Source organism: Mycobacterium sp. NGS56 (genome assembly GCF_059812425.1).
This window is the reverse complement of sequence record NZ_JCALCQ010000013.1, coordinates 74,616-96,072: the sequence shown is the minus strand read 5'-3', so window position 1 is coordinate 96,072 and position 21,457 is coordinate 74,616. Positions and strand designations below refer to the sequence as shown.

General features: G+C 65.6%; 24 protein-coding genes, 4 tRNA genes and 1 pseudogene. 18 read left to right on the top strand and 11 right to left on the bottom strand.

Annotated features, from left to right (window positions below):
• The first annotated feature begins 1 nt into the window (after window position 1).
• Together AC5Y4F_RS23100 and AC5Y4F_RS23095 are read left to right on the top strand one after the other, a co-directional pair.
• A complete protein-coding gene (locus AC5Y4F_RS23100) occupies window positions 2–232 on the top strand; it encodes a helix-turn-helix transcriptional regulator (RefSeq protein WP_473123850.1) in 231 nt (76 codons plus the stop codon).
• Window positions 233–1,390 (top strand): site-specific integrase, encoded by a 1,158-nt coding sequence (locus tag AC5Y4F_RS23095; protein ID WP_473123849.1) that lies wholly within the window; start codon window positions 233–235, stop codon window positions 1,388–1,390.
• Between the two features lie 32 nt (window positions 1,391–1,422).
• Here AC5Y4F_RS23095 and AC5Y4F_RS23090 read toward each other — a convergent pair.
• The 3 genes from AC5Y4F_RS23090 to AC5Y4F_RS23080 form a co-directional block, all read right to left on the bottom strand.
• A tRNA-Phe gene (locus tag AC5Y4F_RS23090) sits at window positions 1,423–1,499 on the bottom strand.
• Between the two features lie 27 nt (window positions 1,500–1,526).
• Window positions 1,527–1,603 (bottom strand) — tRNA-Asp (locus tag AC5Y4F_RS23085).
• A gap of 29 nt (window positions 1,604–1,632) precedes the next feature.
• Window positions 1,633–1,705, bottom strand: a tRNA-Glu gene (locus AC5Y4F_RS23080).
• A gap of 124 nt (window positions 1,706–1,829) precedes the next feature.
• Between AC5Y4F_RS23080 and AC5Y4F_RS23075 the strand changes: the two genes are divergently transcribed.
• A tRNA-Lys gene (locus AC5Y4F_RS23075) sits at window positions 1,830–1,902 on the top strand.
• Window positions 1,903–1,934: 32 nt separating this feature from the next.
• Here AC5Y4F_RS23075 and AC5Y4F_RS23070 read toward each other — a convergent pair.
• A pseudogene (locus tag AC5Y4F_RS23070) lies at window positions 1,935–2,833 on the bottom strand (class I SAM-dependent methyltransferase).
• Between the two features lie 121 nt (window positions 2,834–2,954).
• Between AC5Y4F_RS23070 and AC5Y4F_RS23065 the strand changes: the two are divergent.
• The 3 genes from AC5Y4F_RS23065 to AC5Y4F_RS23055 are packed head-to-tail and all read left to right on the top strand — an operon-like array spanning window position 2,955 to window position 4,144.
• A complete protein-coding gene (locus AC5Y4F_RS23065) occupies window positions 2,955–3,452 on the top strand; it encodes a nucleoside deaminase (RefSeq protein WP_499998901.1) in 498 nt (165 codons plus the stop codon).
• Window positions 3,453–3,496: 44 nt separating this feature from the next.
• Window positions 3,497–3,910: an ArsR/SmtB family transcription factor gene (locus AC5Y4F_RS23060; RefSeq protein ID WP_156749879.1), complete on the top strand. Its 414-nt coding sequence runs from the start codon at window positions 3,497–3,499 to the stop codon at window positions 3,908–3,910.
• A gap of 30 nt (window positions 3,911–3,940) precedes the next feature.
• On the top strand, window positions 3,941–4,144 hold the full coding sequence (locus AC5Y4F_RS23055) for a zinc transporter Slc39a7 (protein WP_082947399.1): 204 nt from the start codon (window positions 3,941–3,943) through the stop codon (window positions 4,142–4,144).
• Window positions 4,145–4,165: 21 nt separating this feature from the next.
• Here AC5Y4F_RS23055 and AC5Y4F_RS23050 read toward each other — a convergent pair whose 3' ends face one another.
• The gene (locus AC5Y4F_RS23050) at window positions 4,166–5,239 is read right to left on the bottom strand and encodes an oxygenase MpaB family protein (protein ID WP_499998895.1); all 1,074 of its coding nucleotides are present in this window, start codon (window positions 5,237–5,239) and stop codon (window positions 4,166–4,168) included.
• Between the two features lie 68 nt (window positions 5,240–5,307).
• Between AC5Y4F_RS23050 and AC5Y4F_RS23045 the strand changes: the two genes are divergently transcribed.
• The 5 genes from AC5Y4F_RS23045 (at window position 5,308) to phoU (ending at window position 11,232) form a co-directional block, all read left to right on the top strand.
• Window positions 5,308–5,922, top strand: a complete 615-nt coding sequence (locus AC5Y4F_RS23045; RefSeq protein WP_156749880.1) for a TetR/AcrR family transcriptional regulator — start codon at window positions 5,308–5,310, stop codon at window positions 5,920–5,922.
• Window positions 5,923–6,072: 150 nt separating this feature from the next.
• A complete protein-coding gene (locus tag AC5Y4F_RS23040) occupies window positions 6,073–7,095 on the top strand; it encodes an acyl-ACP desaturase (RefSeq protein ID WP_067929838.1) in 1,023 nt (340 codons plus the stop codon).
• A gap of 7 nt (window positions 7,096–7,102) precedes the next feature.
• Window positions 7,103–8,236, top strand: a complete 1,134-nt coding sequence (gene dusB / locus AC5Y4F_RS23035) for a tRNA dihydrouridine synthase DusB (protein ID WP_499998891.1) — start codon at window positions 7,103–7,105, stop codon at window positions 8,234–8,236.
• Between the two features lie 209 nt (window positions 8,237–8,445).
• Window positions 8,446–10,506 (top strand): LCP family protein, encoded by a 2,061-nt coding sequence (locus tag AC5Y4F_RS23030; protein WP_499998889.1) that lies wholly within the window; start codon window positions 8,446–8,448, stop codon window positions 10,504–10,506.
• Between the two features lie 57 nt (window positions 10,507–10,563).
• Complete coding sequence (phoU, locus tag AC5Y4F_RS23025; protein ID WP_067929841.1) at window positions 10,564–11,232, top strand: phosphate signaling complex protein PhoU; 669 nt, start codon at window positions 10,564–10,566, stop codon at window positions 11,230–11,232.
• A gap of 72 nt (window positions 11,233–11,304) precedes the next feature.
• On the opposite strand, the gene pstB is transcribed toward phoU, so the two are convergent.
• The 6 genes from pstB to AC5Y4F_RS22995 form a co-directional block, all read right to left on the bottom strand.
• Entirely contained in the window at window positions 11,305–12,081 is a 777-nt protein-coding gene (gene pstB / locus AC5Y4F_RS23020; RefSeq protein WP_067929842.1) for a phosphate ABC transporter ATP-binding protein PstB, read from the bottom strand.
• A 13-nt stretch (window positions 12,082–12,094) separates the two neighbouring features.
• The gene (pstA, locus tag AC5Y4F_RS23015; RefSeq protein WP_067929843.1) at window positions 12,095–13,009 is read right to left on the bottom strand and encodes a phosphate ABC transporter permease PstA; all 915 of its coding nucleotides are present in this window, start codon (window positions 13,007–13,009) and stop codon (window positions 12,095–12,097) included.
• Window positions 13,006–14,040, bottom strand: coding sequence for a phosphate ABC transporter permease subunit PstC (pstC, locus tag AC5Y4F_RS23010; protein ID WP_369829659.1), 1,035 nt, complete (start codon window positions 14,038–14,040; stop codon window positions 13,006–13,008). The genes pstA and pstC overlap by 4 nt, the downstream gene beginning before the upstream one ends.
• A 51-nt stretch (window positions 14,041–14,091) precedes the next feature.
• Window positions 14,092–15,213 carry a phosphate ABC transporter substrate-binding protein PstS gene (gene pstS / locus AC5Y4F_RS23005; RefSeq protein ID WP_067929845.1) on the bottom strand — a complete coding sequence of 374 codons (1,122 nt, stop codon included), beginning with the start codon at window positions 15,211–15,213 and terminating at the stop codon, window positions 14,092–14,094.
• A gap of 153 nt (window positions 15,214–15,366) precedes the next feature.
• Window positions 15,367–16,314, bottom strand: a complete 948-nt coding sequence (gene mshD, locus AC5Y4F_RS23000; RefSeq protein ID WP_067929846.1) for a mycothiol synthase — start codon at window positions 16,312–16,314, stop codon at window positions 15,367–15,369.
• Entirely contained in the window at window positions 16,311–17,078 is a 768-nt protein-coding gene (locus AC5Y4F_RS22995) for a winged helix-turn-helix transcriptional regulator (protein ID WP_067929847.1), read from the bottom strand. Before AC5Y4F_RS22995 ends, mshD begins: the two co-directional genes overlap by 4 nt.
• Before the next feature lie 178 nt (window positions 17,079–17,256).
• Here AC5Y4F_RS22995 and lmeA point away from each other — a divergent pair, with 178 nt between their 5' ends.
• From lmeA to AC5Y4F_RS22960, 7 genes are all read left to right on the top strand, one after another.
• A complete protein-coding gene (lmeA, locus tag AC5Y4F_RS22990) occupies window positions 17,257–18,069 on the top strand; it encodes a mannan chain length control protein LmeA (protein WP_067929848.1) in 813 nt (270 codons plus the stop codon).
• A gap of 49 nt (window positions 18,070–18,118) precedes the next feature.
• Entirely contained in the window at window positions 18,119–18,538 is a 420-nt protein-coding gene (locus AC5Y4F_RS22985) for a thioredoxin family protein (RefSeq protein ID WP_082947402.1), read from the top strand.
• 5 nt (window positions 18,539–18,543) lie between these two features.
• Window positions 18,544–18,657: a putative leader peptide gene (locus AC5Y4F_RS22980; RefSeq protein ID WP_499998884.1), complete on the top strand. Its 114-nt coding sequence runs from the start codon at window positions 18,544–18,546 to the stop codon at window positions 18,655–18,657.
• A 104-nt stretch (window positions 18,658–18,761) separates the two neighbouring features.
• Window positions 18,762–19,232, top strand: coding sequence for a DUF4395 domain-containing protein (locus tag AC5Y4F_RS22975; protein WP_067929849.1), 471 nt, complete (start codon window positions 18,762–18,764; stop codon window positions 19,230–19,232).
• 36 nt (window positions 19,233–19,268) lie between these two features.
• Entirely contained in the window at window positions 19,269–20,102 is an 834-nt protein-coding gene (locus AC5Y4F_RS22970) for a sulfurtransferase (protein ID WP_067929850.1), read from the top strand.
• Window position 20,103: 1 nt separating this feature from the next.
• Window positions 20,104–20,406: a DUF1416 domain-containing protein gene (locus AC5Y4F_RS22965; protein ID WP_007777644.1), complete on the top strand. Its 303-nt coding sequence runs from the start codon at window positions 20,104–20,106 to the stop codon at window positions 20,404–20,406.
• Between the two features lie 146 nt (window positions 20,407–20,552).
• Entirely contained in the window at window positions 20,553–21,257 is a 705-nt protein-coding gene (locus AC5Y4F_RS22960; protein ID WP_369829660.1) for a heme-binding beta-barrel domain-containing protein, read from the top strand.
• The last annotated feature ends 200 nt before the right edge of the window (window positions 21,258–21,457 follow it).

Below are 21,457 nucleotides of genomic sequence, written 5' to 3'. Positions count from 1 at the left end.
CATGGCAACTCTTGGCATCAACGCCACCACCGCACTAGCGACCTTTCCAGAGCTTCTGACAGCGGAGCAGGTGGCGGAGCTGCTTGGCGTGTCCACTGCCACCGTGAGCCGATGGGGCGCGCTACGCGAACACGGCGCAGATGTGGGGCCGCCGTGCTACACGCTATCTGATCGCGTAAGACGTTGGGACGCAGCGGAAGTCCGCGCGTGGCTCAAGCAGGCGCGCCGCTAAGTGGCCGGATCAGTACCGCGCGGCATCCGAAAGCGGACGAATTCAGCCGGCCAGGCGCGCTACCAAGTGCGCTACCTGGTGCGCGATCCAAACTCCCCGTCAGGATGGGTCGAGACGTCATCGACGTTTGCCACCATGCGGGAAGCGCGCGCGTTCAAGGCCGATCGCGACGGCGAGGCGGCGATCGGCGCCCGACGATTCGACCCCAGACTTGGCCGCGCCAGCCTCTCCGCTATCTGGACGCAATACAGCGCATCGAAGCAGCCGGCCGTTTCCCCCAAGACGTGGAGCGGCTACGCGCAGCATTGGGAGCTGCGTATCAGCCCGCGCTTCGGCCATGTCCCGGTTGACGAGATCAGCCGGAAGGACGTGCAGCAGTTCATCGGCGGCCTCACCGTGGGCCCGTGGGCCAAACTCGCCACACTCCGGCTGCTGCGCTCGATTCTCGACATGGCTCGCGAGGACGGCCGAATTCACATCAACCCGGCCCAGGGTGTGTCATCCGGTCGGATTCCGGCGCGGGAACGTCACCGCTACCTCTCCGCTACGGAAGTCGCCGTCCTGGCAAACGCCTGCGGCGACCAAGGCGACATCGTCACAATCCTGGCCTTTACCGGTCTGCGCTGGTCCGAACTCGTCGGCCTGCGCGTCGGCGACATCGACCTCAAAGCACGCCGCCTCTACGTCCGCCAAGCCGCCCCGGACGTAGAGGGCCGAATCATCGTCGGGCCGCCGAAAACTCGCGCAGCCGTCCGAACCGTCCCACTCCCCCGAATCGTCATCGACGCGCTCAAGCCACGAATCGAAAACCGCTCGACTAAAGAGCAAGCGATCACATCACCAAATGGCGGCTTCCTGAGATCAAACAACTGGCGCAGACACACCCACTGGAACAAAGCGCTCAAGAAAACCGGCCTGGCGCCGCTGACGATCCACGACCTCCGCCACACGTACGCCAGCCTCGCCCGCAAATCCGGGGCCGACCTCCGCTACGTCCAGAAGACCATGGGGCACTCGACGCCGACCGTCACCGCCAACATCTACAGCGACCTCTACTCAGACGAACTCGACCACGTCGCTACGAATCTCGACCGGCTCAATGACGTCGCCAAAGACCAGGCGAACGGACAGGAACCGGACACACCGAAACATCCATAGAGTGCTGTCACCGCGTCCGTGCAGCTCAAGGTTGGTGGCCAGGGGCGGGATCGAACCGCCGACCTTCCGCTTTTCAGGCGGACGCTCGTACCGACTGAGCTACCTGGCCGGAGGGCAGCGAGTGCCTCGCCGCGCTTGGCGACCCTGACGGGACTCGAACCCGCGACCTCCGCCGTGACAGGGCGGCGCGCTAACCAACTGCGCCACAGGGCCTTGCTGCTGCTCCGCGTCACCGCGTCGCGTACCCCCAACGGGATTCGAACCCGTGCTACCGCCGTGAAAGGGCGGCGTCCTAGGCCACTAGACGATGGGGGCCAGAACCGAATCACTCCGGGGTACTCGCAACGTGGTTTCGTTGGGAGCCACGTCAGCTTAGGTCACCGTGTGCCCAATCCTCAAACGAGCCTCGTTTTGGGTCCAAGTATCCTGAATCTTCGCAGCCCCTATAGCTCAGTTGGTAGAGCTACGGACTTTTAATCCGCAGGTCCCAGGTTCGAGCCCTGGTGGGGGCACCGCAACGCGCCAGCCCCGCTCGGCGCACGGCTCATCGCCCGAGCACCGCCCTGCTGTAAGTGATGTCGGCGAAGGCCGCGGCGACGTCGTCGTCGGCGTAAACGAATCCATTGGCCGCGTGCAACTCCGCAAGGTGGTGGACGTAGTCTGCCAGCCACGCTGGCCCAGGTGGTCGACGATGTGGCTGCGCTGCCCGTGATAGACGAGGTCGTTGAAGTCGATCTCGAACCCTAGTTCGCTCATCCGGTCGTGATGCGCGCGCCAGCGCGGGTCGGCGAAAACGGCGGTGTCAGGGACGAATTCGAAGGCGAGACGGCTGCCGGGCGCACTCAGGGCCGAGATGTTGTCGAACAGCGCGTCCTGCGCTTCGTCCGGCAAGTAGACCAGCAGGCCTTCGGCGCTCCATGCCGAGGGGGCCTGTGGATCGAATCCGGCCGCCTGCAGGGCCGAGGCCCAATCGTCGCGCAGGTCGATGGCGACGGTGCGACGCTCGGCGGTCGGCTCGGCTCCCAGATCGCCCAGCGTCAGGGTCTTGAATTCGATCACCTCGGGCATGTCGACCTCGTAGACGACCGTCCCCGCCGGCCAGGGCAACCGGTAGGCGCGGGAATCGAGACCCGACGCGAGGATCACCACCTGGCCGATGCCGCTGCGGGTCGCCTCCATAAAGAACTGGTCGTAAAAGCGGGTTCGGCAGGCCATCCCCCGCGCCATTCGCTGCGGATCGAACTCCGTGTTCCCGCCGGCAGCGATTTCGCCGTTCACCAGTCTGACGTAGACGTCGATCCCGACCGCGCGCACCAGCGGAGCGGCATACGGGTCGTCGATCAGCTTCGCGTCGGAAGACAGTGCCCGCTGGGCGGCCACCATGGTCGCCGTCGCGCCGACACTCGTCGCGAGATCCCACCGATCACGTTCGGTGCGCGCCATGGTGCCCCCTCAAACCGGGTCCGGAAAACATAGACAGTCTAGTTAATATCACAAGGTCGCGTCCCGGCTCGCGGGACTACTCTCCGAGTTATCCGCCCCCCGCTCTACGCCTGAGGACCCGATGACCGATTTCGCGCAGCGGACGATCGACCTGGCTCGCCGCAACGTGACCGAGGGCGGTCGCCCGTTCGCGACGGTGATCGTCCAGGACGGCGCCGTGCTCGCCGAGAGCGCCAACAAGGTCGCCCAGACGAACGATCCCACCGCGCACGCGGAGATCCTGGCCATCCGCGAGGCCTGCATGAAGCTGGGCACCGAGCACCTCGTCGACGCCACCATCTATGTGCTGGCCCACCCGTGCCCGATGTGCCTGGGCTCGCTGTACTACTGCTCACCCAGGGAAGTCGTCTTCCTGACAACGCGGGACAGTTACGAGCGGTACTACCTGGATGACCGCAAGTACTTCGAGTTGTCCACCTTCTACGACGAATTCGCGAAGGAATGGGACCAGCGACGCCTGCCCATGCGCTACGAGCCCAGAGCCGACGCCGTGGAGGTCTACCGGCTCTGGAACGAGCGCAACGGCGGCCGCCGCTCGACGGTCGTCCCACCCTGCTGAATCGCGTCCTTGGCAGCGGGACCGGCTTTCGCTAGTATTTGCGTATGCATGCAGATAACAGCGAAGGCCGGCTGCCCGACGACCAGGCCAGTCTGGTGGTCGAGGTGTTCCGGATGCTGGCCGATGCCACGCGCGTGCAGGTGCTCTGGTCGTTGACGGACCGCGAGATGGCGGTCAACGAACTCGCCGAGCACGTGGGCAAACCGGCCCCGTCGGTTTCCCAGCACCTCGCGAAGTTGCGGATGGCGCGGCTGGTTCGCACCCGCCGGGAGGGCACGACGATCTTCTACAGCCTGGAGAACGATCACGTCCGCCAACTCGTCATCGACGCGGTCTTCAACGCCGAGCACGCCGGGCCCGGTGTGCCCGGTCACCATCGCGGGGACAGCGGGCTCAAGGCCGTCGGCCAGTCATCCGGCCCGCCGAAGCGGCAGCGCGACGCGCTGAGCGAGCAATAGCCACAAGGCATTTCAAAGGAGAACACAGCAATGAGCGAAGAGCACACCCACGACGCGCCACACGCGCACGAACACCAGCACGGCGACGTGACGCATGCCCACGCGCACACGACCCACGAGCACGACCATGTTGAGCACGAGCACTCCCATGCCCACGAGGACGGAACCGAACACAACCATCAGCACGTGCACCAGGCGGGCCTGGAAGAAGTTCACGGTCACCCGCACGCATAGCGCGAGCGGACCCTCGAGGGCTTAGGAGACCATCGGGCAGTAGTGCTTGGGGTTGCCGCGCTCCTCTTCGGGCGGAAGGTTGCGCGCCGGGGTTTGCACCAGTGGCGTATCGAGTGGGATCCGCCCGCTGGCGCGGTCCAAGCCGGCCCGGGCCCGAGGGTGCTTACGGAATCTGGGGGGCAGCAGGGCAAAGACACCACGGACGAGGTCGCCGAAGCGCCGGTGCAGCCACTCGTCGCGGCGTGACCAGCGGTAGCCCATCAGCTCCCGCACCGGTGGGTCGTACAGGCCTACCGTCACCCAGACAAAGAACGGTGCCAACAGTTTGCGTTGCGCGGCCCACAACCATTCCGGAATCCACTGCGCGAATGGAGGTTTCGGCAGCTCGGTCAGATCGAGCACGGCGCGGGCCGCCCAGTTGTTCTCCAGCACGTTGCGGCACATGTGGTCCCAGTAGGCCTGGAATTCCTCCCAGGATCCCGGCACCGGGCGCATGCTCATGCCGTACATCCGGTACCACTCGACGTGTTCGTCGAACAACTGCCGCTTCTGCTCCTCGGTGATCCCGCCGCAGAATCGTTCGGCCACGTGAATGGTGCCCATGAAGAAGGTGGAATGCGCCCAGTAGAAGACGTCGGGGTTCAAGGCGTGGTAGCGCCGGCCCTGTTCGTCGACCCCCTTGATGTCGGTGTGGTAATCGCGGACCTCGGCACCGGTGCTCGGGGCGCGATCCCCGTCGAACACGACCCCCCCGATGGGGTACAACGAGCGCAGCAGACGCGGCCAGCGCTCGCGGAAGAACGTGGAGTGATCGATGACCGCCGCGCCCAGCTGAGGGTGCATGTTCTGCATCGAACCCGCCCAGGGACCCTGCAGCATGCCCCGCCAATCCCCGAAGTACCGCCAGGTCAGCGAATCGGGCCCCAACGGTGCGGGCGGTGCGTCGTATCCCGTCGCCGAGACCGGACAGCCACCGGCGAGACCGTCGGATGCGTCGGCCGACGCGGCCGAAACCGACTGCTCAGCGGCGCAGGCGACATCGCTACCTGCGACGTCGCTGGTCACGGAGGGCGATGCGGACGTATCTTGAGTCACTATCAGGTCCCTACAGGTATCGTGGAATTTTGACTACAACCGTTGTCAATCTAGAGCTTAGGAGCGATGTGCAGACGGGTCAACGACGGGGGCGCTGGACCGGCGTCCCCTTGGAGAGTCGACTCGCGCTCCGCCGGGACAACCTCATCAGCGCCGGCGTGCAGTTGCTCGGCAGTGCCGGGGGGCCCGCGCTGACCGTGCGCGCGGTCTGCCGTGAGGCCGCGCTGACCGAACGCTACTTCTACGAAAGCTTCGCCGACCGTGACGAATTCGTGCGCGCGGTCTACGACGATGTCTGCACGCGCGCCATGAACGCGCTGACGTCGGCGACGACGCCGCGCGAGGCGGTCGAGCGATTCGTCGAGCTGATGGTCGACGACCCGGTCCGCGGAAGGGTGCTGTTGCTGGCGCCGGCGGTGGAGCCCGTTCTGATCCGCTCGGGCGTGGAGTGGATGCCCAATTTCATCGATCTGCTGCAACACAAGCTGTCCCGGATCGGCGATGCGGTACTGCAGAAGATGATCGCCACCAGCCTGATCGGCGGGTTGTCGAGCCTATTCACCGCCTACCTGCACGGGCAGCTCGGCGCGACTCGCAAACAATTCATCGATTACTGCATCAACATGCTGCACATCACGGCCGCGCCGTACGTGCCGGCCGGCGAGCTCGGCAAGTCGCAGTAACGCGCGTTTTCAATCGCGCTTCATCCGCAAGCCGTGCAGGTGGACAACCGGTGCAAAAACGTCACCTGGCGCGCCGACGAGGAACTTGATGCTACCCGGGTACACAGATATATTGACTGCTACCCATCGACACAGATAACTGGAGGACCGATGTCAGCTGAGCTGACTAACCTACAGCTGCTGCACGAGCTCGAGCCGTCAGTCGAGAAGTACCTGAATCGGCACGAGAGCATGCACAAGAACTGGAACCCGCACGACTACATCCCCTGGTCGGACGGCAAGAACTTCTACGCGCTCGGTGGGCAGGATTGGGAGCCCGGTCAGTCCCAGCTCTCGGACGTCGCCCAGGTGGCGATGGTGCAGAACCTGATGACCGAGGACAACCTGCCGTCCTATCACCGCGAGATCGCGATGAACTTCGGCCTGGATGACGCGTGGGGGCAGTGGGTCAACCGCTGGACCGCTGAGGAGAACCGGCACGGTATCGCGCTGCGCGATTACCTGGTGGTGACCCGCGCGGTCGACCCTGTCGAATTGGAGAAACTGCGCATCGAGGTGGTGAACCGCGGCTTCAGCCCGGGCCAGAACCGTCAGGTTCGAGCCGATCTGTTCGCCGAGAGCCTGTTCGACTCGGTCATCTATGTGACGTTCCAGGAACTGGCGACCCGGATTTCGCACCGCAACACCGGCAAGGCCTGCAACGAGACGATCGCCGACCAGTTACTGGCCAAGATCTCGGCCGACGAGAACCTGCACATGATTTTCTACCGGGATGTCAGCGATGCCGGGTTCGCGATCGCGCCCAACCAGGCGATGAAGTCGCTGCACAAGGTCCTGCGCAACTTCCAGATGCCGGGCTACCAGGTGCCCGAGTTCCGCCGGAAGGCCGTCGTCATCGCCGTGGGCGGCGTGTACGACCCGCGCATCCACCTCGACGATGTGGTCATGCCGGTGCTGAAGAAATGGCGCATCTTCGAGCGTGAGGACTTCACCGGTGAGGCGGCTGCCATGCGCGACGACCTCGCGCTGCTGATCAAGGAACTCGAGCAAACTTGCGAGAAGTTCGAGATTTCCAAGCAGCGTCAGCTCGAGCGGGAAGCCCGCACGGGCAAAAGGACCACCGCGCTCGAGCTACACCAGACCGCGGGCACGCTGACCATGAGCCGGCGGTAGCCAAGCGGTGCGCATCGGTTCCATCGCGCTCGCCAGCCCGGTGGTCCTGGCACCGATGGCGGGTGTGACAAACGTCGCATTCCGGACGCTGTGCCGCGAGCTTGAGCAAGCCAGGGTAGGCACCGTCAGCGGGCTCTATGTCTGCGAAATGGTCACGGCGCGTGCGCTTGTCGAGCGTCATCCGGCCACTCTGCACATGACGACGTTCGCCTCCGACGAGTCACCCCGCTCGCTGCAGCTCTACACCGTCGACCCCGCGACCACCTATGCGGCCGTGAAGATGATCGCCGACGAAGGCCTGGCCGATCACATCGACATGAATTTCGGCTGCCCAGTGCCCAAGGTGACCAAGCGCGGCGGCGGTTCGGCGCTGCCGTACAAACGGCGACTGTTCGGTCAGATCGTCGCCGCGGCGGTGCGGGGCACCGAGGGCACTCAGATCCCGGTGACCGTTAAGTTCCGGGTCGGGATCGACGACGAGCACCACACTCACCTCGACGCCGGCCGCATCGCCGAAGCCGAAGGGGCCGCTGCCGTCGCGCTGCATGCCCGGACGGCCGCGCAGCGCTACTCCGGCACCGCCGACTGGGACCAGATCGCTCGGCTCAAACAGCAGGTGCAGACGATCCCGGTGCTGGGCAACGGCGACATCTATGACGCCAGCGACGCGCTGACGATGATGGCCAGCACCGGATGCGACGGCGTCGTCATCGGCCGCGGCTGCCTGGGCCGGCCCTGGTTGTTCGCCGAGCTGTCGGCCGCCTTCACCGGCACCCCGCCGCCCACGCCCCCGACGCTCGGCGAGGTCGCCGACGTCGTCCGGCGCCACGGGCAGCTGCTGGCCGCGCACTTCGGCGAGGACAAGGGCATGCGCGACATCCGCAAACACATCGGCTGGTACCTGCACGGCTTTCCGGCCGGCTCCGAGCTGCGCCGCGCGCTGGCGATGGTCAAGACGCTCGATGAGCTGGACTTTCTGCTCGACCGGTTGGACGGCTCCGTGCCGTTCCCCGACGAGGCGACGGGCCCGCGCGGCAGGCAGGGTTCACCGGCCCGGGTGATCCTGCCGGAAGGCTGGCTGATCGACCCGGACGATTGCACCGTGCCTGCAGGCGCCGACGTCATGCACTCCGGGGGATGAGCCGACCGCGAGGAATCGCGTCCGGGCCGATAACTCAGTACGATGTGGGCTTTGTTGCATGCGCCTGGGTGGCGGATCGGTTCCGTGGCCCCCAGGCCAGGGTGACGAAACTGGTTGGCACCAGCCGTAGCGGCCGCAACGCGGCACTGCGCTGACATTACGCACGGACACGCTGACGTCTGCATCAGAGCTTCGGAGGCCGGTACGACATGAGTGACGCCGAGAACGACGCCACTCGCAACGGTCGGCATGGACCGGGCTGGGCGCATACGTATCCACTTACCGCGCACCAGGCGCCGTCGGGCGCGGCTCCCTGGGAGCGATTCTTCCGACCCCCGGCCGACGACAACCTGCACCGCTGGCAGCCGGAGGCCACGATCGAACCCGTCGAGGCGCGCGAGGACGACGTCGAACGGGGCGGATCCCACGCCGGCGGCGGCGTCAGCGTCGCCGATCTGATCGCCAAGATCGGTGTCCCCAGCCGGCCGGTCCATCATCGTGCCGTTCCGGAGGACCCGGAGATCGAGCCGACCCGCGCCGAGCCGGCCCTGCCGATCGAGCTGCAGAAAACGCAGGTGATCGACGACCTCGCCTACTCATCGGACGCCGCCGCCGAGCTTCGGGCCCTCGAGGCCGCCGATTACCCGAACGACGACGACCTGGAAGACCCAGCTCCGCAGGTCAGCGACGAGGAACCCAAACGCCGGCGCCGACCATTGCTGGTGGCCGCGCGTTCGACAGCGGCCCTGGCCGCCGTACTGGCCCTGGCCATGACCGGCGGGGCCTGGCAATGGAGCACGTCGAAAAACGCCCGGCTGAATACGATCAGCGCGCTCGATCAGAATTCCAGCGACATCCGCGACCCGGGTGGACAGTACGGCGACGAGGACTTCCTGATCGTCGGCCTCGATTCGCGCCTGGGCGACAACGCCAACATGGGTGCCGGAACCACCGACGACGCCGACGGAGAGCGCTCGGACACGGTCATGCTGGTCAACATTCCGGCCAACCGTAAGCGCGTAGTGGCGGTGTCGTTCCCCCGCGACCTGGCGATCACCCCGATGCAATGCGAAGCGTGGAACCCGGAAACGGGTAAGTACGGGCCCCTCTACGACCCGAAGACCAAGACCTATGGCCCGAAGATGATCTACACCGAGACCAAACTGAACTCGGCGTTCGCCTTCGGCGGTCCGAAGTGTCTGGTGAAGGAAATCCAGAAGCTGTCCGGCTTGAGCATCAACCGCTTCATCGCCGTCGACTTCTCCGGCTTCGCGAAAATGGTCGACGCCCTCGGCGGCGTTGAGGTCTGCTCGAGCACGCCGCTGCACGACTACGAGTTAGGCACCGTCCTCGAACACGGTGGGCGACAGGTCCTCGACGGCTCCACCGCCCTGAACTACGTGCGGGCACGCCAGGTCACCACCGAGGTCAACGGCGATTACGGCAGGATCAAGCGCCAGCAACTGTTCTTGTCGTCGCTGCTGCGCTCGTTGATCTCCGCAGACACACTCCTGGACCTCAACAAGCTCAACAACGTCGTCAACATGTTCATCAGCGACACGGTCGTCGACAACGTGCGGTCCAAAGACCTGGTCCAACTCGGTCAGTCGTTGCAGGGCATGGTGGCCGGACACGTCACATTCGTCACCGTGCCGACCGGCGTGACCGATCAGAACGGCGACGAGCCGCCACGGATGGACGACATGCGGGCGCTGTTCGACGCCGTGATCAACGACGATCCGCTGCCCGAGGAAAACGACCACAACGCGCAGAATTTGAGTACTTCTGGAACGAAGGGCCCGTCCAAGGCGCCCACCACCAAGAAATCACCGGCACCGGCGCCGGAGGCGCAACCCGAGCAGATCACCACGACCTCGCCAAGCGGTGTGACGGTGCGGGTTTCCAACGCGACCACGCAAAGCGGTCTGGCGGCCACCGCGAGCACCCAGCTCAAGCACGACGGCTTCAACGTGATGTCACCCGACGATTATCCGAGCTCGGTCAACGCGACGACGGTGCTGTTCTCGCCGGGCAACGAAGAGGCCGCCGCCACCGTCGCATCCTCGTTCGCCAACGCGAAAGTCCAGCGGGTTTCCGGCTACGGACAGGTCGTTCAGGTTGTTTTGGGTCCCGACTTCAAGTCGGTATCCGCACCCTCGCCGAGCGGCTCTTCGATGAGCCTGCAAATCGAACGCGGCTCGAGCAACGCGCCGGCCAAGCTCCCCGAAGACCTATCCGTCACCAACGCGGCCGACACCACCTGCGAGTGAGCGCTTTTGACGGCGCTCCGCCGCCCGTTTCGGGCGGCGAGACCGTACCCTGGTGATATGCGGACCGCCTACCACGAGCAACTCTCGGAGTTGTCCGAGCGCCTCGGCGAGATGTGCGGCTTGGCAGGAATCGCTATGGAGCGGGCCACCCAGGCTCTGTTGCAAGCCGACTTGGTGCTAGCCGAACAAGTCATCTCCGATCACGAAGCCATCGCCGTGCTGAGCGCGCGCGCCGAGGAAAGCGCCTTCGTACTACTGGCTTTACAGGCCCCGGTGGCCGGCGATCTGAGGGCGATTGTGAGCGCGATCCAGATGGTGGCGGACATCGACCGGATGGGTGCGTTGGCACTGCACGTCGCCAAGATCGCCCGTCGACGGCATCCCCAGCACGCCTTACCCGAAGAGGTCAATGGCTATTTCGCCGAAATGGGCAGCATCGCGGTCGAATTGGGCAACAGCGCCCAGGAGGTGGTGCTGTCGCGAGACCCGGAGAAGGCCGCCCGGATTCGCGAAGAAGATGACGCGATGGACGATCTGCACCGGCATTTGTTCTCGGTGCTGATGGACCGTGAATGGAAGCACGGCGTCGCGGCGGCCGTCGACGTGACGTTGCTGGGCCGGTTCTACGAGCGTTTTGCCGACCACGCCGTCGAAGTGGCCCGGCGAGTCATCTTCCAGGCGACCGGCAGACTTCCCGAGGAAGAGGCGAAACCCCCGTCGCGGTAAGCGAAACGGCGTCGGACTAGTTCAATTGCCCGACTCCTCACACCTCGGTACACGAGCTGCTTCGTCGTCGGGCTAGCCGAATCGGCCGGAGATGTAGTCTTCGGTCGCCTTCTGGTTCGGGTTGGAAAAGATCTTCTCGGTGTCGTCGACTTCGATCAGCCGCCCCGGTTTTCCGACGGCTTCCAGGTTGAAGAACGCCGTGTAGTCGCTGACCCGCGCCGCCTGCTGCATGTTGTGGGTGACGATGACGATGGTGTAGTCCTGCTTCAATTCGCTGATCAGCTCCTCGATCGCCATCGTCGAGATCGGGTCGAGCGCCGAACACGGTTCGTCCATCAGCAGCACATCGGGTTGCACCGCGATGGCGCGCGCGATGCACAGGCGCTGCTGCTGGCCGCCGGACAATCCGCCGCCGGGCCGGTCCAACCGGTTCTTGACCTCATCCCACAGGTTCGCCCCGCGCAGCGAATACTCGGCCGTCTCATCGAGCACTTTGCGGTTGCGCACCCCCTGCAGTCTCAGGCCGGCCACCACGTTGTCGCGAATCGACATGGCGGGGAACGGGTTCGGCCGCTGGAACACCATCCCGATGGCCCGGCGGACGCCGACCGGGTCGACTCCGGGGCCATAGATGTCTTCGTCGTCGAGGAGCACGCTGCCCTCGACTCGTCCGCCCGGCACCACCTCGTGCATCCGGTTGAGCGTGCGCAGCACCGTCGTTTTGCCGCAGCCCGACGGCCCGATGAACGCTGTCACGCTGCGGGGCAGAACCGACAGCGTCACATCCGAGACCGCGTGAAACGATCCGTAGTAGATGTTGACGCTCTTGAGGTCCAACCGTTTGGCCACTTAGTGCTCCTGCCTATGACTTCCTGGTGCCCAGAAACCTTGCCATCGCTCGGGCCGCGATGTTGATGATGGCGATCACCAGGATGAGGGTCAACGCGGCACCCCACAGCCGATCCGTGGGGATGGGGTTGAGGCTCGCGCCGGCTGTCGTCTGGTTGAACATCATGCCGGGCAACGTCCCCATGAACCCGCTGAAGATATCGAAGTTTATCGATTGTTCGTAACCGACCAGGATCAGCAGCGGCGCCGTCTCGCCCATCACTCTGGCCATCGCCAGCAGTATCCCGGTGACGATGCCGGACAGTCCGGTTGGAATGACCACCCGGGCAATGGTTTTCCACTTGGTGATGCCCAGCGCGTAACTGGCCTCGCGAAGGTCCACCGGGACGATTCGCAGCATCTCCTCGGTGGCGCGCACGATCACCGGAAGCATCAGCAAGACCAGCGCCAGCGACACCGCGAACTGCGAGCGGGGAAGTCCCAGCATGGCAACGCACAACGCGTAGATGAACAGTGCCGCAACGATCGACGGCACACCGGTCAGGATGTCCACCATGAACGACGCCAATCTCCCCAGCGCGGTGCCGCCGCCGTACTCGACCAGATAGATCGCGACCATCAGCCCCAGTGGGACGGAGATGAGGGCACACACCAATCCCTGCAGCACGGTGCCGATCAACGCGTGGTAGGCGCCGCCCCCGGTCACGAACGCCGTCATTCCCGCTTGCGAGTGCGTCCACCACACTGTTGACGCGACCGCCTTGAAACCCTTGACGGCCACCGACCACAAAACCATCACCAGTGGGGTCACCGCGACCAGTAGCGACAGTGAAACCAGCAGGGCCGCAATGAAGTTCGAGGTACGACGGCGCCAACTAACCGGCGAGAACGTCCGCGGCTTGAGCGGCCGGTCCAACATCGAGGTCATCGGGCCCCCTTTCGCGCCGCCCCGGCGACGGTGCCCCGTGCCAGAGCGTCGACCAGGAACGTGAGCACGAAGAGCGTCAGGCCCGCGGCGATGTACGCGCCGGCCTTGTATCGGTCATCGAATTCGGCCGCGGCGCCGGCGATCTTGGTCGCAAAGGTGGAGCCGCCATCGAACAGTGACCACCCGAACGCTGCCTGGGTGCCCCGCAGAATGATCAACAGCGCCACCGTCTCGCCCAGGGCGCGGCCCAGCCCCAACATCGATCCGCTGATATAACCGGACCGCCCGAACGGCAGCGTGACCGTCTTGACCACTTCCCACCGCGTGGCACCGAGCGCCAGCAAGGCCTCGATCTGGTCTTGCGGTGTCTGGACGAACACTTCGCGCGTTACTGCGGTGATGATCGGCAGGATCATCACCGCCAAGACGACCCCACCGGTGAAGATGGTTCCCCCGCCCGCCGGTGAGGCATTGCCGTTGGCGAACAGAAAACACCAGCCCAGTGAGCGATTGAGCCATGTGGCGACCGGGCGCAGTTGCGGCGCCAACACGTACAGACCCCACGCTCCATAGATGATCGAGGGCACCGCGGCCAGCAGGTCGACCGAGTACGCCAGCGGCGTGGCGACCCGTCGCGGCGCGTATTGAGTGATGAAGATGGCCACCCCCAGCGCGACCGGCATGGCCAAGACGAGCGCGAACAGCGATACGAACAGGGTGACCGGCACCAGGCTGGCGATACCGAAGTGCATCGCCGAGGTGTCCGTGGTGACCCAAACACCGCCGTAGCTGAAAAAGTTCTCCCGATTCCGGTGCAGCGCCGGTATCGCGCGTCCGAGCAGGAACGCCGCGATCGCGGCGATGACCACGATGATGAGCACGCCCGAGGACTGTGCGAGCCAGCGGAAAATTCGGTCCGCCACGTGGGGACGCCCCTGTCCCCAAGGGCTGATGGGTGCGGCCTGCCTCTCCGGAAACGGCGCGGCGACAACCGCGCCCGAACCCGCGTCGATGGGATTCGGCGTTGTCACTGTGATCCCGTCACAGGTCTGCTGTCACTCCTTGACACCCGGCGCACTTGATTACTGCAGCGCATTGATGGCCGTAATCAGTCGTTCCCTGACCTTATCGGGCAGCGGTACGTACCCGGCCTTTCCAAGTTCGCCCTGCGCGCTGCTGGCGGAGACGGCGAGGAACGATTTGACGGCCGCGGAGGTCTGGGGGTCGTACCCCTTTGAGCACACGATCTCATAGGTGACCAGCAACAACGGGTAAACGTGCGCTTCCTCGGAGCCGTACATGGCGTTGAGGTCGAGCACCAGGTCATTGCCTTCGCCCAAAAATTTGGCCGCGTTGACGGCGTTCCCGGCCGTTTCGCTGGTCAGCGGGATGACGCCACCGCGGGTCGCGATCTTCGCGTACGGCATGCGGGCCTGGTCGGCGAAGCCCTTCTCGACGTATCCGATGGAGCCCGGGGTGGCGCGCACCGCCTGGATGACGCCGGCCGACTTCGCGGCTCCCTCACCGACACCGCCCTGGAACTCGGTGCCGACTCCTTTGGACCAGCTCTGGGGCGCGGCCGCGGTGAGGTATTTCTGGACGTTATCGGTGGTTCCCGACGAGTCGGTCCGGTAGATCGGCGCGATCTTGGAGTCGGGCAGCGGCGTACCCGGGTTCAGCGCCGCCAGGATCGGGTCGTTCCAGGTGGTGATCCTGCCGGTGAAAATCTTGGCCAGCGCGTCACTGTTGATCACCAGGGACGGGTTTCCGGGCAGGTTGTAGACGATCCCGATGGGGCCGAAGACCAGGGGCAGGTCCCACGCCGGGTTCCCGTCACAGCGTTTGGCGGCGGGCCCGATCTGGTCGGCGACCAGAGGAGAGTCCGCACCCGCGAAATCGACGTGCCCGGCGATGAACTGCTCACGGCCGGCGCCGGATCCGGTCGGGTTGTAAGCCAGGCCCTTTCCCGGGCAGTACTGGCCCCACACCTGGTTGAACACCGTGATCGCGTTCTCTTGCGCGGTCGAGCCCTCCGCCGTCAGCTTGTCCTTGCCCCCGCACCCGGCAGTTCCGGCGACGCCGGAGCTGGGCCCTGCGGTCCCGCGGCCGTTCTCATCGCTTCCGCAGGCGGTCAGTGCTCCGGCAACGAGCGCCGTAACCAGCGCCGCGGCGGCCAGCGCCCTGCCCTGCCTATCGAGCCTCACCGATCTCGCTTTCCTGACACGTTCCGGACGCATGTGGTAGCCGCTGCCATCCCTCGTGAGGTTGCCAAGTGCCGGCGAAAATATGCGCCGCGGCAACGTCTCGGTGGCCAGGACCAGATTAACGATCTGGATAGGTGCCCCTCGTACCCGCGGTCAGTTGGCCCCGGGAACGACCGCGTATGCGGTGTCGACGCTGTAAGTGGTGAACCCGAGGCGCTGGTAGGTGCGCACCGCGGCGACGTTGTCCGATTCCACGTAGAGCATCACGGTGGGTTCGGGGGCGTCGGCCAGGCGACGCCCCAACCAGTCGATGCCGACGGAGGTCAGCGCCTGCCCGAGGCCGCGGCCCTGCGCCGAAGGATCGACACCCAGCACGTACACCTCGCCCAGGCCTGGCCGATCCAGATGCACCTTGGTCCAGTGGAACCCCAGCAGGGTGCCGGCCTGGTCGCTGCCCGAGTCGCCGAAAGCCAGGAACAGCCCCGCCGGGTCGAACCACGGTTCGTTGCGGCGCTCCCCCAGCTCGACGTCCGTCCAGCCGCCCTGTTCGGGGTGGTAGGCGAACGCGGCATTGTTGACCCGCAGCAGCTCGGCGTCGTCGTCGGCACCCGAGTAGGTGCGGATCTGCACCCCGGGCACCTCCGGCACGGTGTCGGGCAGATCGCGCAGCGAGCGTCGCATCTGCATCAGTTCCCGCACTGGGGTCAGGCCCAGCGCGGACGCGGTCGCACGGGCCGGTTCAAGCGTGCCATGCGCCCAAAACCGATTGCCCGCACCGGTTTTCATCAACGCGGCCCGTGCCAGTGTCGACCCGATGCCGCGCCGCCGCGCCTGCGGATGCACCACGAGCTCGGCCATCGAAGTCTCGCCGTCGCGCGGCGGACTCAGATTGAGGTAACCGACGATCGCGCCACCGGCCGTCGTGGCCCCCGACGCGGCACTCGTGATCAGCAGATGCTCGGTGCGGTCGTGCCCGAGCTCCCGCAGCACCTGCTCTCCAACTGGGGCGACCCCGTCGGATTCGGTTGCCGCACTGACAAGTTCGCGTACGCCCCGCTGCTCCTCGACGGTCAGGCTGCGGCGCCAGTCAGGCGACGTCACTGCGTGTGCAACGGATCGACCAACGGATCTTGGACGTCCTGCGATTCGGATCCGGCGCCGTCGGCGTCATCGGTCTCGGCGGTCGGCGTACGGCCGCGCGCGGGACGGACGGCCTTATAACCCACGTTGCGTACGGTACCGATCAGCGCCTCGTACTCGGGACCGAGTTTGGCCCGCAGCCGACGCACGTGCACGTCGACGGTGCGGGTGCCGCCGAAGAAGTCATAACCCCATACCTCGTGCAGCAGCTGCGCGCGCGTGAATACCCGCCCGGCGTGCTGGGCCAGATATTTGAGCAACTCGAATTCCTTGTAGGTGAGGTCCAGGGGGCGGCCCCGCAGCCGGGCGGTGTAGGTGCCTTCATCGATCACCAACTCGCCCAGGCTGACCTTGCCGGCGCTCTCCTGGTCCGCGAGTCCGCCGCGGCGGCCGATCACCAACCGCAGCCGCGCGTCGACCTCGGCGGGCCCCGTCGTGGGCAACAAAATCTCGTCCAGACCCCAGTCCGAGCTGACGGCCACCAGCCCACCCTCGCTCACCACGGCGAGCACGGGGCCCGACCGGCCCGCGGTGCTCAACAGGCGGCATAGTCCGCGGGCCGACGACAAATCGGTCCGCGCGTCAACGATCACCGCATCCGCGGTCCCGGCCTCGAGCAACGAAGCGGGTTCTGGCGGCGCCGTCCGGACCGTATGCGGAAGCAGGGACAACGACGGCAAGACCGGGTCGGGATGAAGCTCCGAGGTCAGCAGCAGTAGTTCCAACTAGCCCCTCCAGCTCGGGGGAACGGCTTCTCCCAAATTGACAACGCCGTTAAGCGTTAGTTACCAGGTCATCTAACGATAACGTGTCACCTGGTTTTTTCGCGTGGCAGGACGAGGCACTGTGATCCCCACCACCAGTGATCCGGCGGCGAGGGATTCTGAGGCGTTGCGCCACAATATGCGGGTGCGCAAGGTGCTGATTGCTGTGACCGCGACCGCGATCCTGGTTGCGGTGGTAGCCCTGGGCGCCATCAGCTTCGATTACGGGACCAGCATTTATGCCGAATACCGACTGTCGTCCAGCGTTCGTAAAGCGACCAAGCTGGGCACCGACCCCTTCGTGGCCATCGTGGCGTTTCCCTTCCTCCCGCAAGCGATGCGCGGTAACTACAGCCAGGTGGAGATCAAGGCCAACGCCGTCGACCACGCGATGACCGGCAAGGCCACCCTGGAAGCCACGATGTACTCGGTGGACCTGGCCCAGGCGTCGTGGCTGATCAGCCCGGACGCGAAGCTCGGGGTGGGCAAACTGGAGAGCCGGATCATTGTCGATTCGACGCATCTGGGCCGGTTCCTGGGCATCAGCGACCTGATGGTCGAGGCGCCGCCCAAGGAAACGAACACCTCGACCGGCGGTGTCACCGCATCGGGTATCTCGGATAACCACGGGCTGGTGTTCACCGGGACCCCCAAATCGGCGGGCTTCGATCGAAGAGTCAGCGTCTCGGTCGACCTGTCCATCGCCCCGGATGACCCAGCGACGTTGGTGTTCACCCCGACCGGCGTGCTCACCGGGTCCGACACCGCCGACCAGACGGTGCCGGCGGACAAATACGACGCGGTGCTGCACGCCTTCAGCGGAAGGCTGCCCAACCAGCGCCTGCCCTTCGGTGTCGCGCCAACCACCGAGGGAGCCCGGGGATCCGACGTCATCATCGAGGGCATCACCCATGGACTAACCGTGACCCTCGAGGGGTTTAAGCAATCATGACTCGCGCCGACAACAATGCAGAGCGAAGCGATGGGGAGCAGTGGCGCTGATGACCGTAGTCGTCGTGACCGTTGCGGTGCTCGCCGTGGCAACCCTCGCCGGGTGGTTGTTGACGCGGCGATCCGGACGAATCCGGGAAATCTCATCCGCGCCGCAGGAGGACGCCGGCGCCGACATCGCGGCCCTGGGGCTTTCCCGGACCGGACCGACGGTGGTGCATTTCAGCGCGCCGTGGTGTGGGCCTTGCGATCGGGTCCGCCGGGTCGTCGAGCAGGTCTGCGACGACCTGAGGGAGGTGGCTCACGTCGAGGTCGATCTGGACGCAAATCCGCAGACCGCACGCCGGTATTCGGTGCTGTCCCTGCCCACCACGTTGATCTTCGACGTCGACGGCCGGCAGCGATACCGCGCCTCCGGGGTGCCCAACGTGGCCGACCTGCGCTCCGCACTGAAACCGCTGTTGGCTTGACCGCGGTGTCATTGGGTAAGCTGACCGTCGTGTCAGCCCGCCTCGAGCCCATGCTCACCCAGCGTCGCGCAGTTGAACTGTGCCGCACCGCGGGCTGTTGTTGTTGCTGTTGCTGCTGAGTAGCCGCGCTTTCGCGTAGCACTCGGAGCGGCCCGGGATCCAGACCGTGGCACGTCTCCATTCGTCGTTTCCGCCGGCAACACAGGTATCCAGGAGCAGTTCCTTGCCAAGCAACACCACCACCACGCAGCCCGACCTGGTCGACGTGCGCGGACCGCGATTCGCTGCCTGGGTCACCACCGCAGTCTTGGTACTGGCGCTGGTCGTGTCCGCGACCAGTCCCCTGATTGCCGCGGTGATCCTGGCCGCCCAGGCCGTCATCTTCGCGATCGGCGCGGTCGGCGGACCGCGTAATCATCCGTACGGCCGGATCTTCGCCACGCTCGTCGCACCGCGGCTGGGCCCGGTGCAGGATCGCGAGCCGACCGCACCGCTGAAGTTCGCTCAACTCGTCGGCCTGATCTTCGCGGCGCTGGGAACCGTCGGATTCGCGACCGGCGCGGTCGTGGTCGGCGTCGTCGCCACCGCGGCGGCCCTGGCGGCCGCGTTTCTCAACGCAGCCTTCGCCATCTGCCTGGGCTGCCAGCTCTATCCGCTGGTGGCCCGTTTCCGACGCCGCACGCGTCCGACCTGACCTGCTGTAACAAAAGCGATTGAAAGGATCCACTCCATGGCACGCTCCGACGTCCTGGTCTCCACCGACTGGGCTGAGAGCAATCTCGACGCCTCTGGCGTCGTCTTCGTCGAAGTAGACGAAGACACCAGCGCTTACGACGCCGGCCACATCCCCGGCGCGATCAGGCTGGACTGGCGCTCCGATTTGCAGGACCCGGTCAAACGCGACTTCGTCGACGCCCAGCAGTTCTCCAAACTGCTCAGCGAGCGGGGCATTTCCAACGACGACACCGTGATCCTCTACGGCGGGAACAACAACTGGTTCGCCGCGTACGCCTACTGGTACTTCAAGCTGTACGGCCATGACGACGTCAAGCTGCTCGACGGCGGCCGCAAGAAATGGGAGCTGGACGGGCGCGCGCTGTCCAGCGAGACCGTCACCAGACCGGCGACGTCGTACACCGCCGCCGCGCCGGACAACAGCATCCGGGCATTTCGCGACGAAGTCATTTCGGCCATCAACGTCAAGAACCTGGTTGACGTGCGCTCCCCCGATGAGTTCTCGGGCAAGATCCTGGCGCCCGCGCACCTCCCGCAGGAGCAAAGCCAGCGGCCCGGTCACATCCCCGGCGCCATCAACGTGCCGTGGAGCAAGGCCGCGAACGAGGACGGCACCTTCAAGTCCGACGAAGAGCTGGCCAAGCTCTACGCCGGTGCCGGCCTGGACGGCAGTAAGGAAACGATCGCGTACTGCCGCATCGGTGAGCGGTCGTCGCACACCTGGTTCGTTCTTTATGAATTACTCGGGCATCGGAATGTGAAGAACTACGACGGCAGTTGGACGGAATACGGCTCCCTGGTGGGTGCCCCGATCGAGTTGGGAAGCTGATATGTGCTCTGCACCGAAACAAGGACTGACGTTGCCCGCCAGCGTCGACCTGGAGAAGGAAACGGTGATCACCGGTCGGGTGGTGGACGGCGAGGGCCAGGCGGTGGGCGGCGCATTCGTCCGCTTGCTGGACTCCTCCGACGAATTCACCGCCGAGGTGGTGGCGTCGGCCACCGGTGACTTCCGGTTCTTCGCCGCGCCGGGCTCCTGGACGCTGCGCGCCCTGTCGAAGGCCGGCAACGGCGATGCTGTGGTGGCGCCGTCCGGTGCGGGCATCCACGAGGTCGACGTCAAGATCGCCTGACCCGCCAGCCGTGCCCCACGGGGATACCGCGGGACGAATAGACTTGTCCCCGTGGTGCTGTTCTTCGAGATCATGCTGGTTGTGGCGGTCGTGGTGATTTCATGGTTCGCCCTGTACACCCTCTATCGGCTCATTACCGACGAGTCGTGACCCGCGCCGGCGACGATCCAGAGCGCAGCGATGGGGAGGAGCACGTGACCCCCGACGAACCGATTAGTTCTGCCGGGTCCGGCGACCGGGCGGTGGCCGCCGCGGCTGAGCGCGCGAAGCTGACCGCCGGACGCAACATCCCGTCGTACGATGACCTGCCTCTGCCCGCCGACACCGCGAACCTGCGCGAGGGCGCCAACCTGAGCGATGCGTTGCTGGCGCTGCTGCCGCTGGTCGGCGTGTGGCGCGGCGAAGGCGAAGGCCGTGGACACGACGGCGACTACCGGTTCGGCCAGCAGATCGTGGTGTCGCACGACGGCGGCGACTATCTGAACTGGGAAGCCCGCTCCTGGCGCCTCAGCGAGACGGGGGGCTACCAAGAACGCGGCCTGCGCGAGACCGGGTTCTGGCGCTTTGTCGCCGATCCGGACGATCCGGGCGAATCCAACGCGATCGAACTGCTGTTGGCCCATTCGGTTGGCTACGTCGAGCTGTTCTACGGCCGCCCGCTGACCCAGTCGTCGTGGGAGCTGGTCACCGACGCGCTGGCCCGCAGCAGGTCGGGAGTGCTGGTCGGCGGCGCGAAACGCCTCTACGGCATCATCGAAGGCGGCGACCTGGCCTACGTCGAAGAGCGGGTGGACGCCGACGGCGGTCTGGTGCCGCATCTCTCGGCACGGCTGTCCCGGTTCGTCGGTTAGTAACGGCCTTTAGATATGGAGCGGCCCCCGAGCCGTATTCCTGGTCGGACAAAAACCGGAAGCTCGGGGGCCGGGTGACTGCGGGGAATTCGCTAGCGCGAGTGTGGCGCCAGTTCTTCCAAGCCACAGCTGCTAGCTCGCAGCCACCTCACATGTCCATGAAGCTATCAATTTCGCGGACCACCTCCCTTCTTGTGTAC